This is a genomic window from Desulfonispora thiosulfatigenes DSM 11270 (assembly GCF_900176035.1).
GTDB classification, from domain to species: domain Bacteria; phylum Bacillota; class Peptococcia; order Peptococcales; family Desulfonisporaceae; genus Desulfonispora; species Desulfonispora thiosulfatigenes.
Map to the genome: position 1 here is coordinate 19,891 of NZ_FWWT01000023.1, position 22,417 is coordinate 42,307.

The 22,417-nt window shown below is 29.7% G+C and carries 21 protein-coding genes, 8 tRNA genes and 2 pseudogenes; 13 read left to right on the forward strand and 18 right to left on the reverse strand.

Annotated features, from left to right (window positions below; all coding sequences use genetic code 11):
* Positions 1–264: 264 nt before the first annotated feature.
* Complete coding sequence (ytxC, locus tag B8965_RS11265; RefSeq protein ID WP_084054300.1) at positions 265–1,119, reverse strand: putative sporulation protein YtxC; 855 nt, start codon at positions 1,117–1,119, stop codon at positions 265–267.
* Positions 1,120–1,268: 149 nt separating this feature from the next.
* On the opposite strand from ytxC, the gene B8965_RS11270 reads away from it, so the two are divergent.
* Positions 1,269–1,345, forward strand: a tRNA-Pro gene (locus B8965_RS11270).
* Positions 1,346–1,381: 36 nt separating this feature from the next.
* On the opposite strand, the gene B8965_RS11275 is transcribed toward B8965_RS11270, so the two are convergent.
* The 5 genes from B8965_RS11275 to B8965_RS11295 all read right to left on the reverse strand — a co-directional run bounded on the left by B8965_RS11275 (position 1,382) and on the right by B8965_RS11295 (position 6,590).
* Complete coding sequence (locus tag B8965_RS11275; protein WP_084054301.1) at positions 1,382–1,594, reverse strand: YlzJ-like family protein; 213 nt, start codon at positions 1,592–1,594, stop codon at positions 1,382–1,384.
* Entirely contained in the window at positions 1,594–2,346 is a 753-nt protein-coding gene (locus tag B8965_RS11280; protein WP_200805923.1) for a ClpP family protease, read from the reverse strand. The genes B8965_RS11275 and B8965_RS11280 overlap by 1 nt, the downstream gene beginning before the upstream one ends.
* Positions 2,347–2,426: 80 nt before the next feature.
* On the reverse strand, positions 2,427–4,091 hold the full coding sequence (locus B8965_RS11285; RefSeq protein ID WP_084054302.1) for a ribonuclease J: 1,665 nt from the start codon (positions 4,089–4,091) through the stop codon (positions 2,427–2,429).
* A gap of 212 nt (positions 4,092–4,303) precedes the next feature.
* Positions 4,304–5,863, reverse strand: coding sequence for an MBL fold metallo-hydrolase RNA specificity domain-containing protein (locus B8965_RS11290; protein WP_084054303.1), 1,560 nt, complete (start codon positions 5,861–5,863; stop codon positions 4,304–4,306).
* A gap of 100 nt (positions 5,864–5,963) precedes the next feature.
* A complete protein-coding gene (locus B8965_RS11295) occupies positions 5,964–6,590 on the reverse strand; it encodes a hypothetical protein (RefSeq protein WP_084054304.1) in 627 nt (208 codons plus the stop codon).
* A 162-nt stretch (positions 6,591–6,752) separates the two neighbouring features.
* Between B8965_RS11295 and B8965_RS11300 the strand changes: the two genes are divergently transcribed.
* The 4 genes from B8965_RS11300 (at position 6,753) to B8965_RS12515 (ending at position 7,783) form a co-directional block, all read left to right on the forward strand.
* Positions 6,753–6,829, forward strand: a tRNA-Glu gene (locus tag B8965_RS11300).
* Between the two features lie 11 nt (positions 6,830–6,840).
* Positions 6,841–6,926: transfer RNA gene (locus B8965_RS11305), tRNA-Tyr, on the forward strand.
* A 5-nt stretch (positions 6,927–6,931) separates the two neighbouring features.
* Positions 6,932–7,006, forward strand: a tRNA-Gln gene (locus B8965_RS11310).
* Positions 7,007–7,384: 378 nt separating this feature from the next.
* On the forward strand, positions 7,385–7,783 hold the full coding sequence (locus B8965_RS12515) for a potassium channel family protein (RefSeq protein ID WP_159446346.1): 399 nt from the start codon (positions 7,385–7,387) through the stop codon (positions 7,781–7,783).
* Positions 7,784–8,022: 239 nt separating this feature from the next.
* On the opposite strand, the gene B8965_RS11320 is transcribed toward B8965_RS12515, so the two are convergent.
* Both B8965_RS11320 and trhA read right to left on the reverse strand, forming a co-directional pair.
* Positions 8,023–8,853, reverse strand: a complete 831-nt coding sequence (locus B8965_RS11320) for a CvfB family protein (RefSeq protein WP_084054306.1) — start codon at positions 8,851–8,853, stop codon at positions 8,023–8,025.
* Between the two features lie 59 nt (positions 8,854–8,912).
* Positions 8,913–9,560, reverse strand: a complete 648-nt coding sequence (gene trhA / locus B8965_RS11325) for a PAQR family membrane homeostasis protein TrhA (protein WP_084054307.1) — start codon at positions 9,558–9,560, stop codon at positions 8,913–8,915.
* 226 nt (positions 9,561–9,786) lie between these two features.
* Here trhA and B8965_RS11330 point away from each other — a divergent pair, with 226 nt between their 5' ends.
* Together B8965_RS11330 and B8965_RS11335 are read left to right on the forward strand one after the other, a co-directional pair.
* Positions 9,787–10,545 carry a 3'-5' exonuclease gene (locus tag B8965_RS11330; RefSeq protein WP_084054308.1) on the forward strand — a complete coding sequence of 253 codons (759 nt, stop codon included), beginning with the start codon at positions 9,787–9,789 and terminating at the stop codon, positions 10,543–10,545.
* A 107-nt stretch (positions 10,546–10,652) separates the two neighbouring features.
* Positions 10,653–11,783, forward strand: coding sequence for an amidase domain-containing protein (locus tag B8965_RS11335; RefSeq protein WP_084054309.1), 1,131 nt, complete (start codon positions 10,653–10,655; stop codon positions 11,781–11,783).
* Between the two features lie 117 nt (positions 11,784–11,900).
* Here the strand turns inward: B8965_RS11335 and B8965_RS11340 are convergent, their stop codons facing one another.
* The 7 genes from B8965_RS11340 to B8965_RS11370 form a co-directional block, all read right to left on the reverse strand.
* Complete coding sequence (locus B8965_RS11340) at positions 11,901–12,749, reverse strand: hypothetical protein (protein WP_144015918.1); 849 nt, start codon at positions 12,747–12,749, stop codon at positions 11,901–11,903.
* 175 nt (positions 12,750–12,924) lie between these two features.
* Positions 12,925–12,999 (reverse strand) — tRNA-Gly (locus tag B8965_RS11345).
* A gap of 5 nt (positions 13,000–13,004) precedes the next feature.
* Positions 13,005–13,080: transfer RNA gene (locus B8965_RS11350), tRNA-Phe, on the reverse strand.
* A 3-nt stretch (positions 13,081–13,083) separates the two neighbouring features.
* Positions 13,084–13,159 (reverse strand) — tRNA-Asp (locus tag B8965_RS11355).
* Positions 13,160–13,170: 11 nt separating this feature from the next.
* Positions 13,171–13,246 (reverse strand) — tRNA-Val (locus B8965_RS11360).
* A 149-nt stretch (positions 13,247–13,395) separates the two neighbouring features.
* Positions 13,396–14,253 (reverse strand): agmatinase, encoded by an 858-nt coding sequence (speB, locus tag B8965_RS11365; RefSeq protein WP_084054311.1) that lies wholly within the window; start codon positions 14,251–14,253, stop codon positions 13,396–13,398.
* A gap of 134 nt (positions 14,254–14,387) precedes the next feature.
* Complete coding sequence (locus tag B8965_RS11370) at positions 14,388–14,834, reverse strand: NUDIX domain-containing protein (RefSeq protein WP_159446347.1); 447 nt, start codon at positions 14,832–14,834, stop codon at positions 14,388–14,390.
* Between the two features lie 232 nt (positions 14,835–15,066).
* Here B8965_RS11370 and B8965_RS11375 point away from each other — a divergent pair, with 232 nt between their 5' ends.
* Positions 15,067–15,252, forward strand: a complete 186-nt coding sequence (locus tag B8965_RS11375; protein WP_084054313.1) for a 2-hydroxymuconate tautomerase — start codon at positions 15,067–15,069, stop codon at positions 15,250–15,252.
* A gap of 47 nt (positions 15,253–15,299) precedes the next feature.
* Positions 15,300–17,998: pseudogene (locus B8965_RS11385) on the forward strand (UPF0182 family membrane protein).
* Between the two features lie 22 nt (positions 17,999–18,020).
* Here B8965_RS11385 and B8965_RS11390 read toward each other — a convergent pair.
* Complete coding sequence (locus B8965_RS11390; protein ID WP_084054316.1) at positions 18,021–18,281, reverse strand: hypothetical protein; 261 nt, start codon at positions 18,279–18,281, stop codon at positions 18,021–18,023.
* Positions 18,282–18,465: 184 nt separating this feature from the next.
* Between B8965_RS11390 and B8965_RS11395 the strand changes: the two genes are divergently transcribed.
* The 4 genes and pseudogenes from B8965_RS11395 (at position 18,466) to B8965_RS11405 (ending at position 20,501) form a co-directional block, all read left to right on the forward strand.
* Positions 18,466–19,137 carry a hypothetical protein gene (locus B8965_RS11395; protein ID WP_084054317.1) on the forward strand — a complete coding sequence of 224 codons (672 nt, stop codon included), beginning with the start codon at positions 18,466–18,468 and terminating at the stop codon, positions 19,135–19,137.
* Positions 19,138–19,365: 228 nt separating this feature from the next.
* Positions 19,366–19,686, forward strand: a complete 321-nt coding sequence (locus B8965_RS11400; protein ID WP_084054318.1) for a hypothetical protein — start codon at positions 19,366–19,368, stop codon at positions 19,684–19,686.
* A 44-nt stretch (positions 19,687–19,730) separates the two neighbouring features.
* Positions 19,731–19,823: pseudogene (locus B8965_RS13090) on the forward strand (hypothetical protein); the annotation flags it as partial.
* A 15-nt stretch (positions 19,824–19,838) separates the two neighbouring features.
* Positions 19,839–20,501, forward strand: a complete 663-nt coding sequence (locus B8965_RS11405) for a M23 family metallopeptidase (protein ID WP_084054319.1) — start codon at positions 19,839–19,841, stop codon at positions 20,499–20,501.
* A 9-nt stretch (positions 20,502–20,510) separates the two neighbouring features.
* On the opposite strand, the gene B8965_RS11410 is transcribed toward B8965_RS11405, so the two are convergent.
* Together B8965_RS11410 and B8965_RS11415 are read right to left on the reverse strand one after the other, a co-directional pair.
* Positions 20,511–20,798 carry a cysteine-rich small domain-containing protein gene (locus tag B8965_RS11410; protein ID WP_084054320.1) on the reverse strand — a complete coding sequence of 96 codons (288 nt, stop codon included), beginning with the start codon at positions 20,796–20,798 and terminating at the stop codon, positions 20,511–20,513.
* Positions 20,799–20,813: 15 nt separating this feature from the next.
* Positions 20,814–22,409, reverse strand: coding sequence for an NAD(P)/FAD-dependent oxidoreductase (locus tag B8965_RS11415; RefSeq protein WP_084054321.1), 1,596 nt, complete (start codon positions 22,407–22,409; stop codon positions 20,814–20,816).
* Positions 22,410–22,417 lie beyond the last annotated feature (8 nt).

Consider the following 22,417-nt stretch of genomic DNA (forward strand, 5'->3'; position numbering starts at 1 on the left):
AAAAATCCCACCCCTAGCAAGGGGCGAGATTTAACTTCAGATATTTATGAACTACTTGTCCTTATCCTCGCTTTTAACTAATAGGATTATTTAATAATATTATAATTTTTAAAAAATACTATGTCAATGAAATAAAGAATAAACCTTAATTAAGTCCTATTATTAGTCCTAAATTGCCACCTAAATATGCACTTATTATATCATTTTTATTATATAGTAACAAATATAAAAAAAAGCAAATAAAAGGTGTGAAAAATTCACCTTTTATTTGCAGAGTTCGCACCCTTTACAACATCCTACTTTTTTCCCAAATACATTTTTAATTGTTTTATAAGTATCTTTATATTTGTCTTCAAAACCTAGGTGCACAACTAAATATCTTGGGGCTAATGTTATTAACGCACTAATTAATAAGTCCTCGTAATTAATATTATGATCGACATAATCTATAGTAAACCCATTTAGGTATTCACTTTCTATCTTACTTCCGTCCTTATTTACTAAATTAAAGAAATCATTTTCACCAAGAGTTATATTAACTTCTTCTACTTTAGGTTCTTGTATATCTACAAAATACTTTAATAATCTTATAAACTCTAAATATTCTTTTTCCATAATAAATTCATCTACGCTTGAATCAACTAGTTTTTCAATTTCAAACATTAAATCCTTTAACCTAAAATTAACAAATCCTTCCAAAACTAATTCTTGGTGTTTATCTAAATCTTCTAACACCCTTTTCATTACTTTATTTTTTCTTTCTGTAGTACTATAGCCACTTTCCTTGTCTTTAAATATCTCAATTACGGTATCTTCTATATTTGTTTTTTCTTCTTTATTGAAATAGTAATATTGATCTCTTATTACCTTTTTAACTAAAATATGAGCCCAATCATCCATGATAATATTTGTGACTATCTTTGCAAGTAAATTTTTTAGCTTTTCAGTTGAGATAGTCCTTCCAGGTTTATCACAATCTAAAAAAGCAATATCTCCTTTATAATTAATTTTATATGCTAAATCTTTTTCCTCTAAACCAAGAGTTGCAATTTCATGTTTAAATTTATCGATAAGTAGTTCAGGATTATTTTTGGTTCCAATTAAAATTGGTTCTTGCAAAAAATTCACTCCTTTCCTGCCTTATTAGTATATGAAATTGTTAAAACAGTATACTGAAAAAATCAATATAAATTTATAAAAGCTGTTTTTTTAAAAAGAAAAAATGTTTTGACAAATATACAATGTTGAGATATAATAAGAAATGTTGACGGGGCGTAGCGCAGTTTGGTAGCGCACCTGGTTTGGGACCAGGGGGCCGGGGGTTCGAATCCCTCCGCCCCGACCAAAAAAATCACTTGAATTTTATTCAAGTGATTTTTTTTTATTGACCAACTATTGATCCTGGTTGTAATACAGGATTAAGATAATTAGATAAGTCTGTACTATAAATACGTACAACCCTAAACTTGTTCCATCCTAGAGGTTCTACTTGCATTTGTATACCATTATATTCAATATCCTGATAATTTTGGGGTTCTGGTTCTTCATACATAATTACTTCTAGGGGAACATTAGTGTACAAAACATCTGCCATTAATGAATCCCTCCTCCATTTTTTCTCTCTTCTATTAATTGTCTCAGCTTTCTGGTTGCCTGAGAGATTGTACCTACCTCATCAATTAATCCATATTTAACAGCATCTTCCCCAACTACCACAGTTCCTATGTCCTGGGAAAGCTCGCCCACTTTAAACATTAAATCTCTAAAGGTTTGTGCTGTAATATTTGAGTTACCAGTAACAAATCTTACAACTCTTTCTTGCATTCTATCTAAATAATCTAAAGTAGCTGGAACTCCAATTACTAAGCCTGTTAATCTTATAGGATGAATAGTCATGGTTGCTGAGGGAGCTATAAAGGAATAATTAGCAGAAACTCCTATTGGTACTCCGATACTATGTCCTCCGCCCATTACAATTGATACTGTCGGTTTAGATAGTCCTTTAATTGTTTCGGCTATAGCAAGACCTGCTTCTACATCGCCTCCCACAGTATTTAAAACAACCAACATTCCTTCAATTTCAGGATTTTCTTCAATCGCAATTAATTGTGGGATTATATGCTCATATTTGGTAGTTTTATTTTGAGGTGGTAAAATTGAATGACCTTCTACTTGTCCTATAATAGTCATACAATGAATATTACTTTTATAAGTTGGAATATTAGTTTGACCTAATTCTGTTATATTTTCAACTGGTATATTTCTGTGCATTGGATTTTGAACTGGTGGTTCAATTGTAGGTTGCATTGTTGGTGGTTTATTATTTTGAAAAGAATCATTATACATTATTTACATCACTCCTTTAATAATATCATTACTATTGTGCTAAAAATTACAAAAAAAATACACAGAGAAAATACTCTGTGTTAAATTTCCATTATTATAGGCAAAATCATTGGACGTCTTCTAGTTTTTTCATATAAAAATTTACCAAGTGCGTCTCTAATACTTGCTTTAATAGCTGCCCATTCGGTTATATTTTTTTCATAGCACTTATCTAAAGCGAATTTAACTTTTACTTTCGCTTCATCCATTAATGCTTCAGCTTCTCTTACATAAACAAATCCTCTAGATACGATATCTGGTCCTGCTACAACTTGTTTTTGATCTCTATCTAATGTAACAACAATAATTAAAATTCCATCTTGAGATAATTGTTTGCGGTCTCTTAAAACAATATTCCCAACATCACCAATTCCTAAACCATCTACTAAGACTCTGCCAGAATGAACTTTCCCAGCAATACATCCCTTATCTTTTGTGAACTCCATAATATTTCCATTTTCTCCAATGAAAATATTTTCAGCTGGTATCCCAACTTCTTGAGCCAATTGTGAATGTTGCACAAGCATTCTATATTCCCCATGAACAGGAACGAAAAATTTAGGTTTTACTAAATTTAACATTAACTTAAGTTCTTCTTTACTCGCATGACCTGATACGTGGATTCCTGAAACTGATTCGTAAATAACATCTGCACCTAATTTGAATAATTGATCTATAGTTTTAGATACTAATTTTTCATTTCCTGGAATAGGTGTAGCAGATACAATAACAGTATCTCCTTTTTCGATTTGTACACGACGATGATCAGACATAGCCATTCTTGTTAATGCAGACATTGGTTCACCTTGACTGCCTGTAGTAAGTACAACGATCTTATTTCTAGGGTAGATATTAATTTCATCTAATTCCACAATAGTTCCTTCAGGTATATTTAAATATCCTAATTCTGATGCTCTATTAACAACGTTAACCATACTTCTACCAGCTATGGCAACCTTACGCTCATACTTGTGTGCAGAATCTATAACTTGTTGCACTCTATGAACATTAGAAGCAAATGTCGCAATAATAATTCTCTCTTTTGCTAATCTATATACTTCATCAAAGGTTTGTCCTACAACCTTTTCAGACATAGTATACCCGGGTCTTTCGACATTCGTACTATCAGATAAAAGAACTAATACACCATCATTACCTAGTTCTGCTATACGTTGATAATCAATTACTTGTCCATCAACTGGGGTTTGATCAAACTTAAAATCCCCTGTATGCAGGATAGTTCCTACAGGTGTGTGTATTCCCATTCCTACTGCATCTGGAATACTATGGCTAACTCTAAAGAACTCTATTTCAAAATTACCTAATTTGACCTTATCCCTTGGTTTCATAATGTTTAATTTTGCTTCTTGTGAAAAATTGGTTTCTTTTAATTTACCTTCTAATAATCCCAAGGTAAGTTTTGTTCCATAAATAGGTACATTTAATTCTTTTAAAACAAAGGGTAAAGCTCCTATGTGATCTTCATGTCCATGAGTTAAAAATATTCCTTTTACTTGTTCACGGTTTTCTAATAGATAAGTGATATCTGGTATAACTACATCAATTCCTAATAACTCATCTTCTGGAAACATTAACCCAGAATCAATTACTATAATTTCAGTCCCGTACTTAATTGCCATCATATTTTTCCCAATTTCCCCTAGACCGCCTAAAGGAATTAGAAAAACCTTCTCTTCTTTTTTTATAAAATTCCACTCCTTTTTAAAAATTTAGCCGAACCAGACATATCTCTTTAATTATATCCTATTTGCCGAATAAGAACAAGCTAGTTACTAATAGTTTTCATATATTTGGTATTATCGGTTTTTTGCCCTAAAAAATTCTACCAATATAAAAAAGGTTGTAATAAGTATATTATTACAACCTTTTACCTTTTTTATAATTATTATTCATTTTTTTAAATTTTATTTATTTGATCTTTTAGATTTAATAATTTATCAATAATCTCTTTTTTTCTATTCTCTGATAGCATTTCTTTTAAATTACTTTTAAGACCTTCAAATTCATTGATAATACTATCAATATCAAGATTTCCTTCTACTTTGGGAACCTGGGTTAAATCCTTTTTACCTTTATCAAGTACAAAGGTTTCATCTAATTTAGGAACAATTACTTCATTATCAGTTTCATCTTTAATAATTTGGGCAAGGGTATTTATAGAATCAGTTTCGCCATGCACTAAAAATATCTTTTTAGGTTTATTAGAAAAATGTTTTACCCAATCTACCAAACCTTTTTGATCAGCATGTGCTGAAAAACCTTCGATTCTTTCAATATTTGCATTAACTGCAACTTCTTCGCCATGTATCCTTACTAATTCTTCACCATCTAGTATTCTTCTACCTAAAGTACCCTCAGCTTGATATCCCACAAAAAGAATTGTTGATTCGCCTCGCCATAAATTATGTTTTAAGTGGTGCTTAATTCTACCTGCATCACACATCCCACTAGCTGAAATAATTATAGCATTTTTCCTAATTTCATTAATAGCTTTTGATTCATCAGCTGTTTCCGTAAAATGTAAGCCATCAAACTTAAAGATACATGAATCATCTTGAGCATGTAGTTCTTTAGCATCATCATCATATACAGAAGGAAACTTGCAAAAAATTTCTGTTGCTTTTATAGCTAAGGGACTATCCACATATACATTAATATCAGGCATCTCATTACTTTCAACTAATTGCCTTAACTTATAAATTAAATCCTGTGTTCTCTCAACTGCAAAAGCCGGGATAACCAGATTGCCACCTTTTTGCATAGTTTTATTTATTATTCTTACTAATTGAGTAAGCTTATCTTCTGTTTCTAAATGAAATCTATTTCCATAGGTTGACTCCATGATTACATAATCTGCTGTATCTATCATCGTTGGATCATTTATTATCGGTTGATTTTCTTTTCCTAGGTCACCAGAAAAAACAAGTTTCTCGCCATCAGCATATAATTCAATAATAGCTGAACCCATTATATGTCCAGCGTCTTTAAAAACTGCCTTTACACCAGGTAAAATATCATTTTCCAGATTATATGACGTACCAACAAACTTATAAATACACCTTTCTGCATCTTCTACAGTATATATAGGTTCTAATAAAGGTTTACCTGCTCTTTTTAGCTTTCTGTTTTTCCTTTCAACTTCAATTTCTTGAATGTGACCACTATCTGGTAATAAAATACTGCATAATTCTTTAGTAACATAAGTAGTATATATGTATCCCTTATAGCCCTTTTTGTATAACTTCGGAATTAATCCACTATGATCTATATGTGCATGAGATAATAATACAGCATCTATTTCACCTGGATTAAAAGGAAATTCCTCATAGTTTCGTTCTTTTAATTTTCTAGATCCTTGAACTAAGCCACAATCTATTAAAATTTTACCAGCCGAACATTCTACTAAGAAACATGAACCTGCTACAAATTCTGCTGCGCCGTGGAAAGTAATTTTCATATATACACCTCCTAAAAATTTTAACATACTATTTAGTATTAAATTATTGTTCTTTATTATACTATAACATAAAAAAAACGTACTTTTAAAAAAGTACGCCTTATATTGAATTTTTTAAAGCCCTTCCTAGACGTCTATAATCATTTCTTATTTCTTTTGGAACATAAAATATTTTAATTCCTTGTTTCTTACAGAAATATTCTACACTCTTATTAAATTTCTTAGAAGTTAGAGCTACTTTCTTATCAGATAAATAAGCATCTACTATTTGACCTCGAATTGAAAAATTATATAATATTTTTCCTTTCGGATACACTTTTTTAATAGACTTTTGTAATTCATTTTCGGTAGAATTGCTTAACTCTTTATACTGTTCTTTTTCATCATTCAAATTTTCTGGATTTATCGTTTCATTAAGCATCTCGTTTAACTCTTCAGATTCTTGCCCGTTAGCTGCTTTTATAACTTTGGCTAATTCCGCATCTAAAGTAGATATATTCAGATTATTTGGTAACCTTTCTTTAATAAGCTGGGTTAACATTGGTTCAATATAATCGATATTACCTTCAACAAAATTTGTTAACAAAGGTATTAATTCCTCGGTTTTCTTTATTGCACTATCTTTATAAGCTTGATAGTCTTTTGTATCTACCTCTAGATTAAGGATTATGTTAACCAACTCATCAACTTTAGTTATAATGTTTTTTTCTAAAGATTCTCTACCCATATTTCATCTCTCCTTGCACTTATATTACTAAACTATTATTCAAATAGTGGACAAAATATGCTAACTATCTAATTATCTTTTTTAAGAAAGTTTAAAATATATTTTTATATGTTGACAAGTCTCTTGTTTTTAGTTAAAATGCTAATTGTCTTCACATTAGATGGCCCGTTGGAGAAGTGGCTGAACTCACTAGCCTTTCACGCTAGCACTCAGGGGTTCGAATCCCCTACGGGTCACCATTATAATATACGGAGAGGTTCCCGAGTCGGCCAAAGGGGGCAGACTGTAAATCTGCTGGCAACGCCTTCACAGGTTCGAATCCTGTCCTCTCCACCATATTTTGGGGTATCGCCAAGCGGTAAGGCACGAGACTTTGACTCTCGCATTCGTAGGTTCGAATCCTGCTACCCCAGCCAAAAGCAAATCATATTTAATGATTTGCTTTTTAAATTTTAAATGTATTTTTTTCCCCGATTTACATAATCTTAAACATAATACTTTTATAAGTATGTGATAATATGATTGAATTAATATTTATTATTAACCTTCTTATTGTATTAATAATATTTTTACTTCTTTTTAAATCTAAGCTCTGGTATAGTTCCTTCCCTTTTCAATTAATTCTGTTTATTCTACCCTCGTTAGTTGGTTTTCTTTTATTGATTGTTTTAATTTCTTTTTTTAACATTCAAACTATAAAAACTTTTACTCACTATATACATATTTATACTAGTATAATTTTACTAATTCTCATTCCACAGTTTTATAAACTTTCTTGGATTAAACTAATTCAAATGCGCAATAAATTATCATCTGAGCATAGAAAAATTATTTTTGCAGCCTTTTTAATGATGGTTATGATAGTTGGGATGGTTTTTATATTTGCCATCTACTTCTATTGGTTTTCTCATATTGGAAATAACCAAGGATTATTATCAGGACTACATAATTACGAAAACATCAGACTTTTATTTACTACTTCCGTATACTTTAGTTTTGTTACCTACTTTACTCTAGGTTATGGCGATTTAGTTCCTTACGGATTCTGGATGAAATCTTTTGTTTTTTTAGAATGTATCATGTCAATTTTAAATACTGGTTTAATGTTTATTTATGTTTATAATTTTCTCTTTAATAATTTTACCGAACCTAATGACAAAACTCATCCACATAAACAAAGCAACAATATGTAATTACCATTATTTTACTTGTTTTTTTCTTTTATTAATGCACAAACTATCTACGAAATGAAAATACTTAGTAAAAGGGGGTAAAAATAATGGCTAAGAATAAAAACAGTAAGAAATCTAAAAGAAATAAGAGTGCAGCTGAGATAGCAGGTTCAGAAACTATTAACTTTGTACCTAAAGAAGATAATAATAACTAATCTTAATAAAAAATTCTTTAGAAATAAAATTTCTAAAGAATTTTTTTATATTTTTTCTATTCCTTCATTTATTTGCTTTATCTTATCTTCTTTCATTAATCTACCTAAAGCCCTTTTAAAAGCCTTTTTGCTCATCATTAATTTTTCTTTGATTATAACTGGGTCACTACTATCATTTAAGTCTAATTTTCCTCCACCTTGTTCAATTGCATCCATAATTATCTGAGTATCTGTATCCATTTGTAAATAAGCTTTTTCTCTTACACTTAAATCAAGTTTACCATCATCTCTTACTTTAATAACTCTAGCTTCAATTTTATCACCATAGTTATAAGTATTGTATAACTCATTTTTTAGGATTAAGCCATGATATTTATTATCAATTGCTAGAAAAGCTCCCATATCTTCATTAATATCATAAATAGTACCTTTTACTTTGTCATTTACCTTATAGGGAGAATCACTACTTAGTAAATCTGATATTCTCATTGTTGCACAAAGTTTATCATTTTCATTTAAATATAAACTAACAAGGCAATCTTGTCCTTTTGTAATATCATATGTTTGTTTTTTATTAGGTAGTAATAGATCTTTATCTAATCCCCAATCCAAAAATGCTCCTATCTCAGTTACATCCACCACTTTTAAACTAGCTATTTCTCCTAAATTTATTTTAGGTTCTTTAAGTGTTGCTTTTATTGTATTATCCATATCTTTATAAACAAATACCGAAATAACATCCCCTATAGAAACATTAGCCATTTCTTCTTTTTTAGGTAATAAAACTTCTATATCGGAAAATTGGCTTTTAAGATATATCCCTTCCTTTGAAACTCTAGTAATAATTAAAGTGTGTTTTTTTCCTAATTCTTGCATATTGTCTCCTTTTCAAAACGAATTTATCTTTTGTTAATAATATAACCTATTTCATTTATTTAAGTTAAGTAAAATAATATTCCCAGAAAATGCGCTACACTACCACCCAATACAAATAAATGCCAAATTGCATGATTAAAAGGGATTTTTTTATTACTATAAAAAATAACACCTAGTGTATAAATCAATCCACCTAATAATAACCATAGAAAAAGGCCTTTAGGCACAGTAGATAACATCGGTTTAATAGCAATTATTATCAGCCAACCCATAAATATATACAGAAACACAGAAACCTTTTTCAGTTTTTCCAAACTAATAATTTTAAGTACAATACCAGTAATAGCTAATGTCCAGATTAAAGTAAATAAAGTCCATCCCCAAGTTCCTCTTAGCGAAATTAAAGTTATCGGAGTATAACTACCCGCAATCAGTAAATATATTGAGCTATGATCTAAAATACGTAAAATCCTTTTAGCCTTTTCATGAAATATACTATGATAAAGGGTTGACGACATATACAGAAAAAACAAAGTAAAACCATAGATACTAAAACTAACTATTTTCCAAACGTCTCCACTTATGCTTGCAAATGAGACTAATATAACCAAGGCCACAATACTAAGTAAAGCACCAATTCCATGACTAATACTATTGAATATTTCTTCAGCTAATGTGTATCTTTTTATTATTCTCTCATTGTTCATTTAAATCCCACCTATATTTTAAAACATTTGCCTTTTACTATATTTTAACATACAATTTACTACTTTATTCAATTTTCTTTTTTATCATTAAAAAAAATTTTTATCTACTTAAAACTATAACAAATTAATTTTTTAGAGCTTAAAATACTTTTTCTAATTTTTCGAATGTTTTTTTGTTTCATTTAGTGGCATAATAAACTAAATAGGTAAGGTTGGGAGAGATAACATGAATTACATCGTCTTTGATTTAGAATATAATCAGCACTTTAATTATTCTAATGAAAAAAAAAGAACTATAAATAAACATAAATGTCCTTTTGAAATTATTCAAATTGGTGCAATTAAACTAGATAGTAATTTTAAAACAATTTCTACTTTTGATAAACTGGTAAAACCAATAATATATAAAAGGATTCATCCTTATGTAAAAAAGATTACTGGTATCACTAAAGATCAATTATCTACTGAAAAACAATTTCCAGAAATTTATGAAGAATTTGTAGAGTTCATTTCACCTGAAAAATGTGTATTTTGCATTTGGGGTGGTTCTGACATGAAAGAACTTTTTAGTAATATTAAATATCATCAACTAGATAGCACTCTAATTCCAAGGGATTATATAGATATTCAGTCTTATGCAACTAATCAATTGAACTTTACCAAAGGAAATAATGTAGGTTTAAGTAAAGCCGTCGAAATGTTTGAAATTCCCCAAAATAATGACTTTCATAATGCCTTTAATGATGCATATTATACAGCTGAGATATTTAAACTTATATATAATGAAAAAATAATACCTAAAACATATAATCAACAAAATAGTATTAGAAAAAAATCAACTTCCCCAAAGGTCGATACTTATAGACTAATCAAACAATTTGAAAAAATGTTTAACAGAAATATTTCAGATGAAGAGAAAAAAATAATTAAATTGGCTTATTTAATGGGAAAAACTAATCAATTTACTTTTAAAGCTAAAGAATAGCTAAAAAGATTTGTTTTAAATTATATTACACATATTACTAAGCAAACTACGAATACCTTCCATTGTTAAAGAATATAATTTTATGATTATATGCGGGGAGGTAAAAGATGATTTTTTTAGTTAACTTACGAAAAATTATAATATATTGTTCACTTATAACAATTTGTTTAGTAGTTGGATTAGGACTTTATTTATATAACCCATCTATAATTACATCTACTTCAATATGCAATGTAGAAAAAGATCAAATAGAATTAAAGATTAAAGAAATAATAGATTTACGTAATAAAGCTTTGTTAGAAAACAATAAAAAACACCTTGATAATTTTTATTATTTAGAACATAGACATGGACTTTGGGCCTATGAACATAATTTAATGAAAATGGAATATTTGCAAAAATGGACTCAAAAACAAGGAATACAACTAAAAAAGATAGATTCTGAAGTAATTTTAAAATCAGCAAAAAGAAAAGAAAAAGATATTGGTGTGAGTTTATTAGTATCTACTGAATATAAATACGTATATGAGGATGAACCTGACAAAGAAAATTCTTTTCGCCTAGGTGCCTACCATTACCTAGATATTACTCCTGGAGAAGGCGATGATAAGTGGGTTATAAAAAGACAGTGGTATTTAGATCCTCTGGCAACTGTCCTAGATGTTGACCCTGATAAAATTAAAGAAAACCAGGAGTTTGTTTTAACAAATGAAGGAGATAATCTTACTGATTTAAACGAAAGAAGAATAATGGCTGTCGAATATGCCGATAAATATTGCGGTGCGGCCAGTCTTCCACAATATGAATTTAAATATAACCCTGAATACATAAATCATAATGGATTAGGTGGAGATTGTACCAATTTTGCTTCCCAAGTTTTATATGAAGGTGGTAAGTTTAGTAAAGACGGAGCTTGGAACTATAAGAACGGAAAAGGAAGCAAAGCTTGGTTAAATGCTCATGGTTTTAATAATTATATGCTTTATAGTGGTAAAGCCTCTAGAATTGCTTATGGCGATTATGAACAGGTGTTTAAACCTTCATTTAAACTTTTGCCTGGTGATTATATTGCATATGAAGAAAAAGGAAAGGTTGTACATATTTCTGTTGTAACAGGGAGAGATTCTAAAGGATATACTTTAGTAAATTCTCATAACAGCGACCGTTTTCGAGTACCCTGGGATATAGGTTGGAATATTAAAGGCATAAAGTTTTCGTTAGTCAGGGTGCACTACTAGAAATTAATAAAAAAAAAGACCTGATGAATAAAGTGACCTTTATTTAGGCTCCACTTAAATATTCATTAGGTATTTTTTAGTGTTATTAGTAAATAACTCTTATTATCTTTTACCTTTTTATTCTTTTGCTATTTTTTTAATTACACTATTAATGTTTTTCATCACAATTTCCCCTTTAATTTTAGCTACCTCTTTGTTATTTATTTCAACAGCTTGAAGAAAATCATGCACAGAATAGTCTAATTGTAATAATAATTTATTTTCCTTTTTATCCATTATTAAATTAACCTTTTCAACTTCTGTAGCTAATTTTTTAATATCTTCTTTGGCTTCTGGCCATTTGCTTTCTTCAACCTCCAGCAATGCCCTTTTTGTGTAGTATTTTAATATTTCAACCCTGGGTACGTCATTGTTTTTATATAGCTCATTAATTTTTATTGTAGTTCCATATAACTCATTAGCAGATTTAAGACTTTCATTAATATTTTTACTAATAATATTATCTGTTAAGAAATTTAAATTATTTTCAAATTCATTACGCAAAGTATTAGTAATGTCTACCTTAACAACAGAGGTTTCTGCTGTATTCCATTTCAAATGAATATCACGAGCACTCTTTTCTTCCTTTTGCCAATTTGTTAAAGGATTTTCTTTAGATTTAGGTTGTTTTTCTTGTGCTTTATCATCTCCAGATTTTTTTTGCTCATTACTAGAATCCTTTTGATTTTCGGTTTGATCTTTTTGTGGATCTTGAGCAAATTCATTTTTTTTCTCAATATCTGTTATTATTTCTTCTATGTTTGTTTGAATATCCTCTAATTCCTTGGGAGCGTTTTCTTGCTCTGATGCACCTTTTTTATCTTTTGCAGGAGATTTTTCAGGAGCTTTGCTGCAACCTGTAATTTGTAGTAATAAAAAGATGGTACAGAGAGCTAATACAACTAATTTAAACTTTATTCTCATCATAATCACCTCTCTCTTAGTATTCCATAATAAAGATATAATATTTATTATGGAATATATAAAAAAAGAAGCCTTAAGCTTCTTCAGTAAAGAGAAAATTATAATAAAAATAAATAAATTTATTTCTTACTTAAAAAAAGAAACAAAAAAAGCCTTAAAATTAAAGGTAGCTTTTTTTTGGAGCGGAAGACGAGATTCGAACTCGCGACCCTCGCCTTGGCAAGGCGATGCTCTACCACTGAGCCACTTCCGCAAACATGGTGCCTCGAGGCGGAATCGAACCACCGACACGAGGATTTTCAGTCCTCTGCTCTACCGACTGAGCTATCGAGGCAAATGGCGGAGCTGACGGGAATTGAACCCGCGATCTTCGGCGTGACAGGCCGACGTGATAACCGCTACACTACAGCTCCAAATTTAGAAATGGTGGGCGATGACAGGATCGAACTGCCGACCCCCTGCTTGTAAGGCAGGTGCTCTCCCAGCTGAGCTAATCGCCCATTTCTCAAGTACAATATGTATTGTATCAAAAACAATTTCTTGTGTCAATACTTTTGTTTCCCTCGAGCACATTTATTATTATAGCAGCATCTTTTTAAACTGTCAACAAAAAATAGTATTTCAATAAATATCGAAATACTATTCAATTTTATTTTTGATAATTTAGTATTATTTCCCTTACAAGCTTGGCAGCTAATAGGGCAGTTCTATCAGAATGGTCATTCATAGGAGAGACTTCCACAACATCTATCCCTACGACATTTAAATCTTTCATTAAAAGTACTGCATCTAATATCTCTTTAGACGTACATCCTCCTGGTTCTGGAGTCCCAGTTCCAGGGGCAAAGGCTGGATCTACAACGTCAATGTCAATAGTTATATAAACAGGTCTATTTTTAAGTTTTGTAATTATTTCCTTTAAAGGATCTAGTACTTCGTTAATATACATATTAGTATTGTTTTTTGCATATTCAAACTCTTCTTTATCACCTGAGCGTATACCAAATTGGTATACATTTTTTCCGCCTATCTTTTCACATATTTTCCTAATAACTGTTGCGTGAGAATTTTCCTCACCTAAATAATCTTTTCGTAAATCAGCATGTGCATCAAAATGCAATAAAGCTAATTCCGGATAATTATTACTGTATTCATTTACAATAGGCCATGTAATTAAATGTTCTCCACCTAAATATATTGGAAATTTATTATCTTTAATTATTTGCCCAGCTACTTTACTTATTATGTTTAAACTTTGAGACACGTTTCCAAAAGGAAGTGAAATGTCACCTGCATCATAAAAGGAATAATCCCTTAAATCTTTTTGACAGTAAAAGCTAAATTCTTCTATACCATATGATACTGTACGAATTTGCTGTGGTCCTGACCGAGAACCTGGTCTGTAACTAACAGTATAATCCATAGGAACCCCTATTATAATTATATCAGAATTTTTATAACTATCATTACTAGCAATATATCCTGTTAATCTTTCTGTATATTCCATTAATTTTCTCCTTAACTTAATATTTATTAAAAATAATTATATCGAGATTAACGTTTTTTGTCAGTACATTTTTGCCAAAAAAATAAGACTGAATTTAGAATTGTCATTACAGTCTTATTTTTACCAGTATAATATTAATTATTCACAATCCTTAATTTTCTCCCATATGTCTGAAATTCTTGGTACTTTTTATATGAATAGCTAATTAATCCCTTGTGTTGTTGAAAGGATAACTTTTCTATTGCTTCCTCTATCGAAAAAAATCCAGCCTCCATATATCCATCAGTTTTATTTAAAGAATATTCGCCTGTTTTTGATTCCATTAAAAACCAACTAATTAAATTATAATGTCTATTTTTTTGAGAATGAAAATTATGATAAAAACTAGTTTCTCCTAAATAAGATAATAACTCAGCGTTAACACCGCATTCAGATTTTACTTTTTGTAATGCTAGTTCACTTATTTCATTACCTTTTTTGATTGCACTCTGTGGTAATACCCATTCACTTTTATCATTTTTTATAATAAATATCTTATTATTATAAAAAATTACTCCACCCACACAATGTCTAGTTAACAATATTAACCCTCCATTCATTTTTAGATTCTTGGAGAAATAAACAATACTAATTTAGTTTTGATAACCTTCAGGTTACAATTAAAGCTATTTTTAAAATTCTTACTACCATTATATGTATTTATTATTTAAATGATTAAATTTTGTCACAAATATATATAATTACATTAATAAGCAGGTATATTAAAGCTTTTAGAGAAATATAATAAAATTATTAAATAAAGGGGGTTTAAATATGCCGATAGTACAAATTGATTTGCTTGAAGGTAGAACCGTAGAGCAAAAAAGGGAATTAGTTACTAAAGTTACTGAAGCAATTTCTGAGTCAGTCAACTGTTCTAAGGATAATGTAACTATAATCTTAAGAGATATGCCTACTCACCACCTAGCTAAGGCTGGAGTATTAAAATGCGATGAATAAAAAGCCATTATTGGCTTTTTATTATTTAGAAACTAAAGGAGTACATTATGAACATAAGAAAACTTAAAGTATTACTCTATTTACCTTTAGCCATAATTATATTGTCTTTTATACCGAAGATAGTTAATTTATGGATTGATTTTCTCTGGTTTACCGAAGTAGGATATAAAGGTGTTTTTCTAAAAACCCTACTTTTAAAATCAGTAATAAGTATTGGTTCTTTTTTAATTACCTTTATAGTTATTTCATTGACTTTAAGTTTACGATCTAAAAACAAACCTAAAACTAAAGTGATAGATAATGAGGATGTAATTGAAATAAAGCCAAGTGGCAATAAGAATAATTATTCTATTATTTTTGCTATTTCATTTATAGTTTCATTATTATTTTCGCTTGTAGTATCAACAAGTTTATGGGATCAATTATTACTCTTTTTAAATCAAGTTCCCTTTGGACTTTCTGATCCAGTTTTTAATAAAGACTTAAGTTTTTATACTTTTAACTTAAATTTTTATGAAACAATATATTCGTTTGTTTTTTACTTTTCTTTTTAATTGCCTTTGTTAATTTCATCTATACAGTAATTAAATTGGGAATTGGAAATTTTACCTTTAAAACGGCTATAAGACAATTTGGTTATTATTTTGTGATTTTCTTTATTCTACTTGCAGTTGGGTATAGATTTAAAATGTACAATCTATTATTTACCTCCCATGAATCATTTTTTGGTGCAGGTTATACAAACCTTAAATTCAACTTACCATATTATCTTATTTCTATTGCCACTTGTATAATTTCTGCTATTTTATTATTTTGGGCATTAAAGAAAAGAAATAACAAATTACTAGTAATAGCACCTCTTTTATTAATACTGGTTACATTTATAGGGGGTCTTGGTCAAGGTATTGTACAAAGGTTCATCGTACAACCCAATGAGATAAGGAAAGAAGAGCCCTATATTAAAAGAAATATTGAAATGACTTCTAAGGCTTTTAATCTAAATAACATACAAGAAATTGAGTATCCTGGAGATGCGGATATGAGTCCAGAAGATTTACAAAGTTCACAAGAAGTTATTAGTAACATTAGGATTAATGACGTCCGCCCTGCTAAAATTATCTACAATCAGCTCCAAAGTATGAGACCTTATTATTCATTTAGTGAAGTAGATATTGATCGGTACAATTTAAATGGACAACCAACTCAAGTTTTTATTTCAGCAAGGGAAATGGTTTTAGATGACTTACCTAGCCAGGCTCAAACTTGGATAAATAAATATCTAAAATATACACATGGTTATGGTGCAGTAGTTACTCCTGCAAATCAAATAACATCGCAAGGTCAACCAGAACTAATAGTTAAAGACCTACCACCTAAAACTAATTTTAAAGAACTTGAAATCAAAAGACCTGAAATATATTACGGTAACTATACTAATGATTATGTAATAGTTAACTCTGGGGAAAAAGAATTTGATTACCCTTCTGGAAATAGTAATGTTGAAACAGAATATAAAGGAAAAGCTGGGATACCTTTAAATCTAATGAACAAGGCCGTCTTTGCTTTAAACAAAGGAAATGTAAAATTACTCATTTCAAACTTAATTACTAATGATAGTAAAATTTTAATTAATCGTAATGTAGAACAAAGAATTAAAAAAATTGCACCTTTTTTTACATACGATGATGATCCTTACTTGGTGATTGATAAAGGTAATCTTTACTGGATTATTGATGCTTATACTTCTTCTAATAAATACCCTTACTCAGAACCAATATCTTCAAATAAGTGGTATAAAGGAATTAATTACATCCGAAATTCAGTAAAAGTCGTAGTTAATGCGTATGATGGTAAAACAGATTTTTATTTAATTGATGAAAAGGATCCTATTGTACAGTCATATGCTAAGGCATTTCCTGGTTTATTAAAACCTAGATCTCAAATGCCTGAAGGCTTACAAGAACACTTACGCTACCCAGTTGATCTTTTTGATATACAAACTAAGGTTTATCGAAATTATCATATGACCAATCCAAGAGTATTTTATAATCGTGAAGATGCCTGGAATATTGCTAAAGAAATTTATAACAATGATCCTAAACCACAATTTATGGATCCTTATTATCTAAATATGAAATTTCCTAAATCAGATAAATTAGAGTTTGTATTAATGCGTCCCTTTACTCCGATTAACAAAGATCAAATGATTGGTTGGCTTGGTGCAAGAAATGACGGCGATAAATATGGTGAATTAGTTTTATTTAAGTTTTCAAAACAAAAATTGATTTATGGACCTATGCAAATTGAATCTAGGATAAATCAAGACTCCGTTATTTCCAAAGAATTATCTTTATGGGATCAAAAAGGTTCAAATGTACTTAGAGGTAATTTATTGGTAATCCCAATTAATGGTTCCCTCCTTTATGTCGAACCGCTATATATTCAGGCTGACAATGAAAACAGTTTACCTGAAGTTAAAAGAATCATAGTTTCGTATAAAGAACACATTGTCATGGAAGAAACTTTAATAAAAGGTCTTGAAAAAATATTTGGTAAAGAGATTTCTGATAATAAAACAAATGATGAACCTAATGATAATCAACTAGAAACACCAGATCTAAAATCTTTAGCTAAACAAGCTCAAGAAGCTTTAGATGAAGCCAAAACTACCTCTCAAAATGGTAATTGGGCTGAATATGGTAAAGCCTTAAATAAGTTAGAAAGTATTTTAAAACAATTAGAATAATTAACTGTGCAGGAGCTAGATATTAGCTCCTGTTTTTTTCTGGCTCTTGTTGTTTTATCTCTTTTAATCCCCAGTTAAAATCTATTAGTTTCCAAGTTATTTTTAAAAAAATGAGGACACTAATTCCAAATAGCACGCTAATTATTTCAACACCACTATCTTCGGCTAATTTTCTTTCATTAAAAACCCACATTACTTCTTTAGAATTTATTAATTTAAAATAACCAGCAACTACAAGAGATATTAAACCCAACAGAGAAATTATTCTTAAAGATTTATTCATAGAACTTCCTCCCCTTATTAGAGTTTATTCAATACAGCTTGAACATTTACCAAATAATTAAAAAATTAATAAAAAACTTTCTCCATTTTTTTACACACATATAATTGTTAGTTTTAGTAAATAAATATTAATGAATTAATAATGTAGCTTATATAGATTAGCTACAAATTGGGAGGTTTTTTTAATGAGAAATCAACAAAATATGAATAACCAGTTTTCAAATTCATCTAATGCATCAATTTCGACCATGGGTCCAGATACTTTCCAAAATAGTCCTTATAACCAAAGTGGATATAATATGGGACAGCCTAATAATCAATTAAATCAACAACAACAAGAACAAGAATATTTACAACAAGTACGTCAAGAGTTAAGTAATCAAGGTTCATACGGACAATCTTATAATCAACAACCAATGAATCAGTATTCACAAAACAATAATCAGCCTTATAATCAAAGTTCTATGAATCAATACTCTCAAAATAGTTATCAATCATCTTACAATCAACCAAGCCAATCCTTTGCAAGTAATAACAATCCTAATGCATCTGTCTCGACTATGGGACCAGATACTTTCCAAAATAGTCCTTATAACCAAAGTGGATTTAATGTGGGTCAGCCTTATGCTCAATACAATCAACAACAGCAAGAACAAGAATACTTGCAAAATGTTCGCCAAGAATTAAGTAACCAAGGTTCATACGGGTATGCGCAAAGACCTATGAATCAGTATTCACAAAACAGCTCACAACCGTACAATCAAAATTCTATGAATCAATACTCTCAAAATAACTATCAATCAAATACAAAACAAAGACCTTCTATGCAAAACTCATTTAATCAAAGTCAGTACTAAAACTAATAACCATTTAACTAAATAACTTAAGATTATTTTTGGGGTAACATAATATGTTACCCTTTTTTGTATTCACTATTTACATTTTTTAACATATAATATCTTGAAGTTTGCTTTTTTTTAACGATATAGATAATTATCTCCTAAAAAAAAGGTATGAACGAATTAATGTCGAATATAAATAACGGATAAAAATTTTCAAATATCTTATCAATGGGAGTGTTATATGTGACAAAAAATATTCTTAAATCTATTAGTATTCTTGTAATTTTGAGTTTTTTTATAACTATACATACACCAGTATTTGCTTCACAATTAGATGATTACAGAAAACAGCAAAAATCACTAAATACACAAATTAATTCTGTTAAAAATAAAATTAAACAAACAGAAACCAAGAAAAAAGCCACTTTAAATGATATAGATGCAATAAATAAAAATATACAACAAACTAATAATGAGCTTGTTACACTTGATAATAAACTTGACATAGCTCAAAAAAATATTAATACTGCACAAAAAGAAATTTCTGAAAAGAAAAAGAAGTAGAAGAAAGAACAGAGATTTTAGAAGAACGTTTATGTGATATATATATACAAGGTGATGTAAATATTTTAGAAGTACTTTTTCAATCAACAAACATTTCAGAATTTTTAACACGTTTTGAATTATTAAAGAGTATTGCTGAAAATGATACTGAATTGCTAACTACCCTTGAACAAGAAAGAAAAATACTAGATACTAAAAAAAGAAAACTAGAAGCTGTAAAAAAAGATATAGCTTATTTAAAATCTAGTAGAGAAAGTAAAAAAGAAGAATTAAGAATGGCCAGCATAAACAAGCAAGAACTAGTAAAAGTACTTGATACTGAAAAAAAATCATATGAACAAGGATTAAATGATATAGAAAAACAATCTAGGCAAATTACGAGCCAAATTCAAAAATTACAATCTTCTTCAAGTGGTTCAAAGCCTAGTAATATGCTTTGGCCAACGCCTGGATATACGAGAATAACATCTCCTTATGGTTGGAGAAACCATCCTATATTAAATAGTAAAAGATTTCATACTGGTATAGATATAGCTGCTCCACATGGCGCAAATGCTGTAGCTGTGGCAAGTGGTAAAGTTATTTTTGTAGGTTGGAATGGTGCTTATGGTAATACAGTAATAATTGATCATGGTGGTGGAATTTCTACTTTATATGCTCATCTATCTTCTTTTATAGTTAGTACTGGTACTCAAGTTTCTGTAAATCAATCTGTTGCAAGGATTGGTTCTACTGGTTGGTCTACTGGACCACATTTGCATTTTGAAGTTCGAAATAATGGTAACCATATAAACCCGTATAGCTTTTTAAAGTAAAAAATGACCTTAAAGGTCATTTTTTTTGTCTAAATTAATATTATCTTTACTTGCTAGTTTAATTATTTGTCCAATTTTACTCATAATATGTTCATATCCATTATCTACATGGGGTATCGAGCATTTTGAACAATCTTTTATACCCTTAGTATAAATAAAATTACCACCACATTTATCTTTTAAGGCATATAAAGGACAATAACAAAATAGACAATTAAACTCTTTTTGATTATCTATTTTATGACAAGGAAAATACTCACATTTATTATTTTGAAAAAATTTATAGTTTGACTCCATATGCAAACTCCTATTTCATACTTTTGGCGTATATTTTAAAGCTACCTGCTCTGCTGCTCGAATCCCATCTACAGCAGAAGACATTATACCACCAGCATGTCCTGCACCTTCTCCTATTGGATATAAGCCTATTATGTTTGATTGATAGTTTTCATCTCTTTCTATTCTAATCGGAGAAGAGCTCCTAGTTTCTACTCCAGTTAAAATGGCATCTTTAGATGCAAAACCCTTAATTTTAGAGTCAAAATATATTAAAGCTTCTTTTATTGTTTCCACAACAAAATCTGGTAGGCAATTTTTTAATTCACTAAACTTAACATCAGGTTTATAAGTGGGTTTTACAAACCCTAATTCATTACTTTTCTTGTCATTTAAAAAATCCCCTACTAATTGTACTGGCGCAAAATAACTTTCTCCAGTTAATTTATATGCCAGCCTTTCCCACTTTCGTTGAAACTCAATACCTGCTAAAGGATCACTACTCTCAAAATCCGTAGGGCTAACCCCTACTAAGATTGCTGAATTAGCATTTAATCCTGCTCTACTGTATTCACTCATACCATTTACTACTACGCCCCCTGCCTCAGAACTAGAGGCGACTACATATCCTCCTGGACACATACAAAAGGTATAGGCAGACCTTCCTGATGGACTGTGATACACAAGCTTATAGTCGGCAGCACCAAGCTTAGGATTTTGTGCATATTCTCCATATTGATTTTTATCAATTAATTGCTGAGGATGTTCAATTCGTACTCCTATTGAAAAAGGTTTTTGATTAATTTTAATCCCTTTATTATATAAAACTTCAAAGGTATCCCTAGCACTATGACCTATTCCTAATAAAACTACACTACATTTTAAAGCATCTTCATTATTTATAACAACTGACTCTATTTGATTGTTTTGAATAACTATATCAGTAACCTTTGAATTAAATCTAACTTCTCCGCCCAAGTCAATAATTTGCTTTCTAATTTGTTTTACTATATTTCTTAAAAGGTCAGTTCCAACATGAGGCTTTTTAGAATAAATTATGCTCTCTGGCGCACCCGCTTTTATAAATTCCTCTAAAACTTTTCGACATCTCTCATCACTAATAAGTGTAGTCAATTTCCCATCAGAAAATGTACCAGCACCACCTTCACCAAATTGCACATTACTTTCCGTATTAAGAATTCTTTCTTCCCAAAACGTAGAGACAGTTTTAAACCTTTCATCTACATTTTCTCCTCTTTCTAAAAGAATGGGTCTAAATCCCATTTGAGCTAATATTAGTCCCGCGAATAAACCAGAAGGACCTGTTCCAATAATTACAGGTCTATGGGCTAATTTAATATTTCCAATAGATACTTCTTTATAAGACATATCAGGAGTTTTAGTTATACCTTTATTAGAAAGTTTCTTTAAAATAACCTCTTCGTTCTTTACCTTAACATCTACAGTGTAAATGAAATATATTAAGTCTTTTTTCCTTGCATCAATTGACTTTCTATATATTTGATATTTAATTAACTGATTTTCTTTAAGCTTAAGTATATTTATTATTTTCTTTTTTAAAGACTTTTCATCTTCATCTATTCTTAATTTAATATTATTAATTCTAAGCATAAAAACAC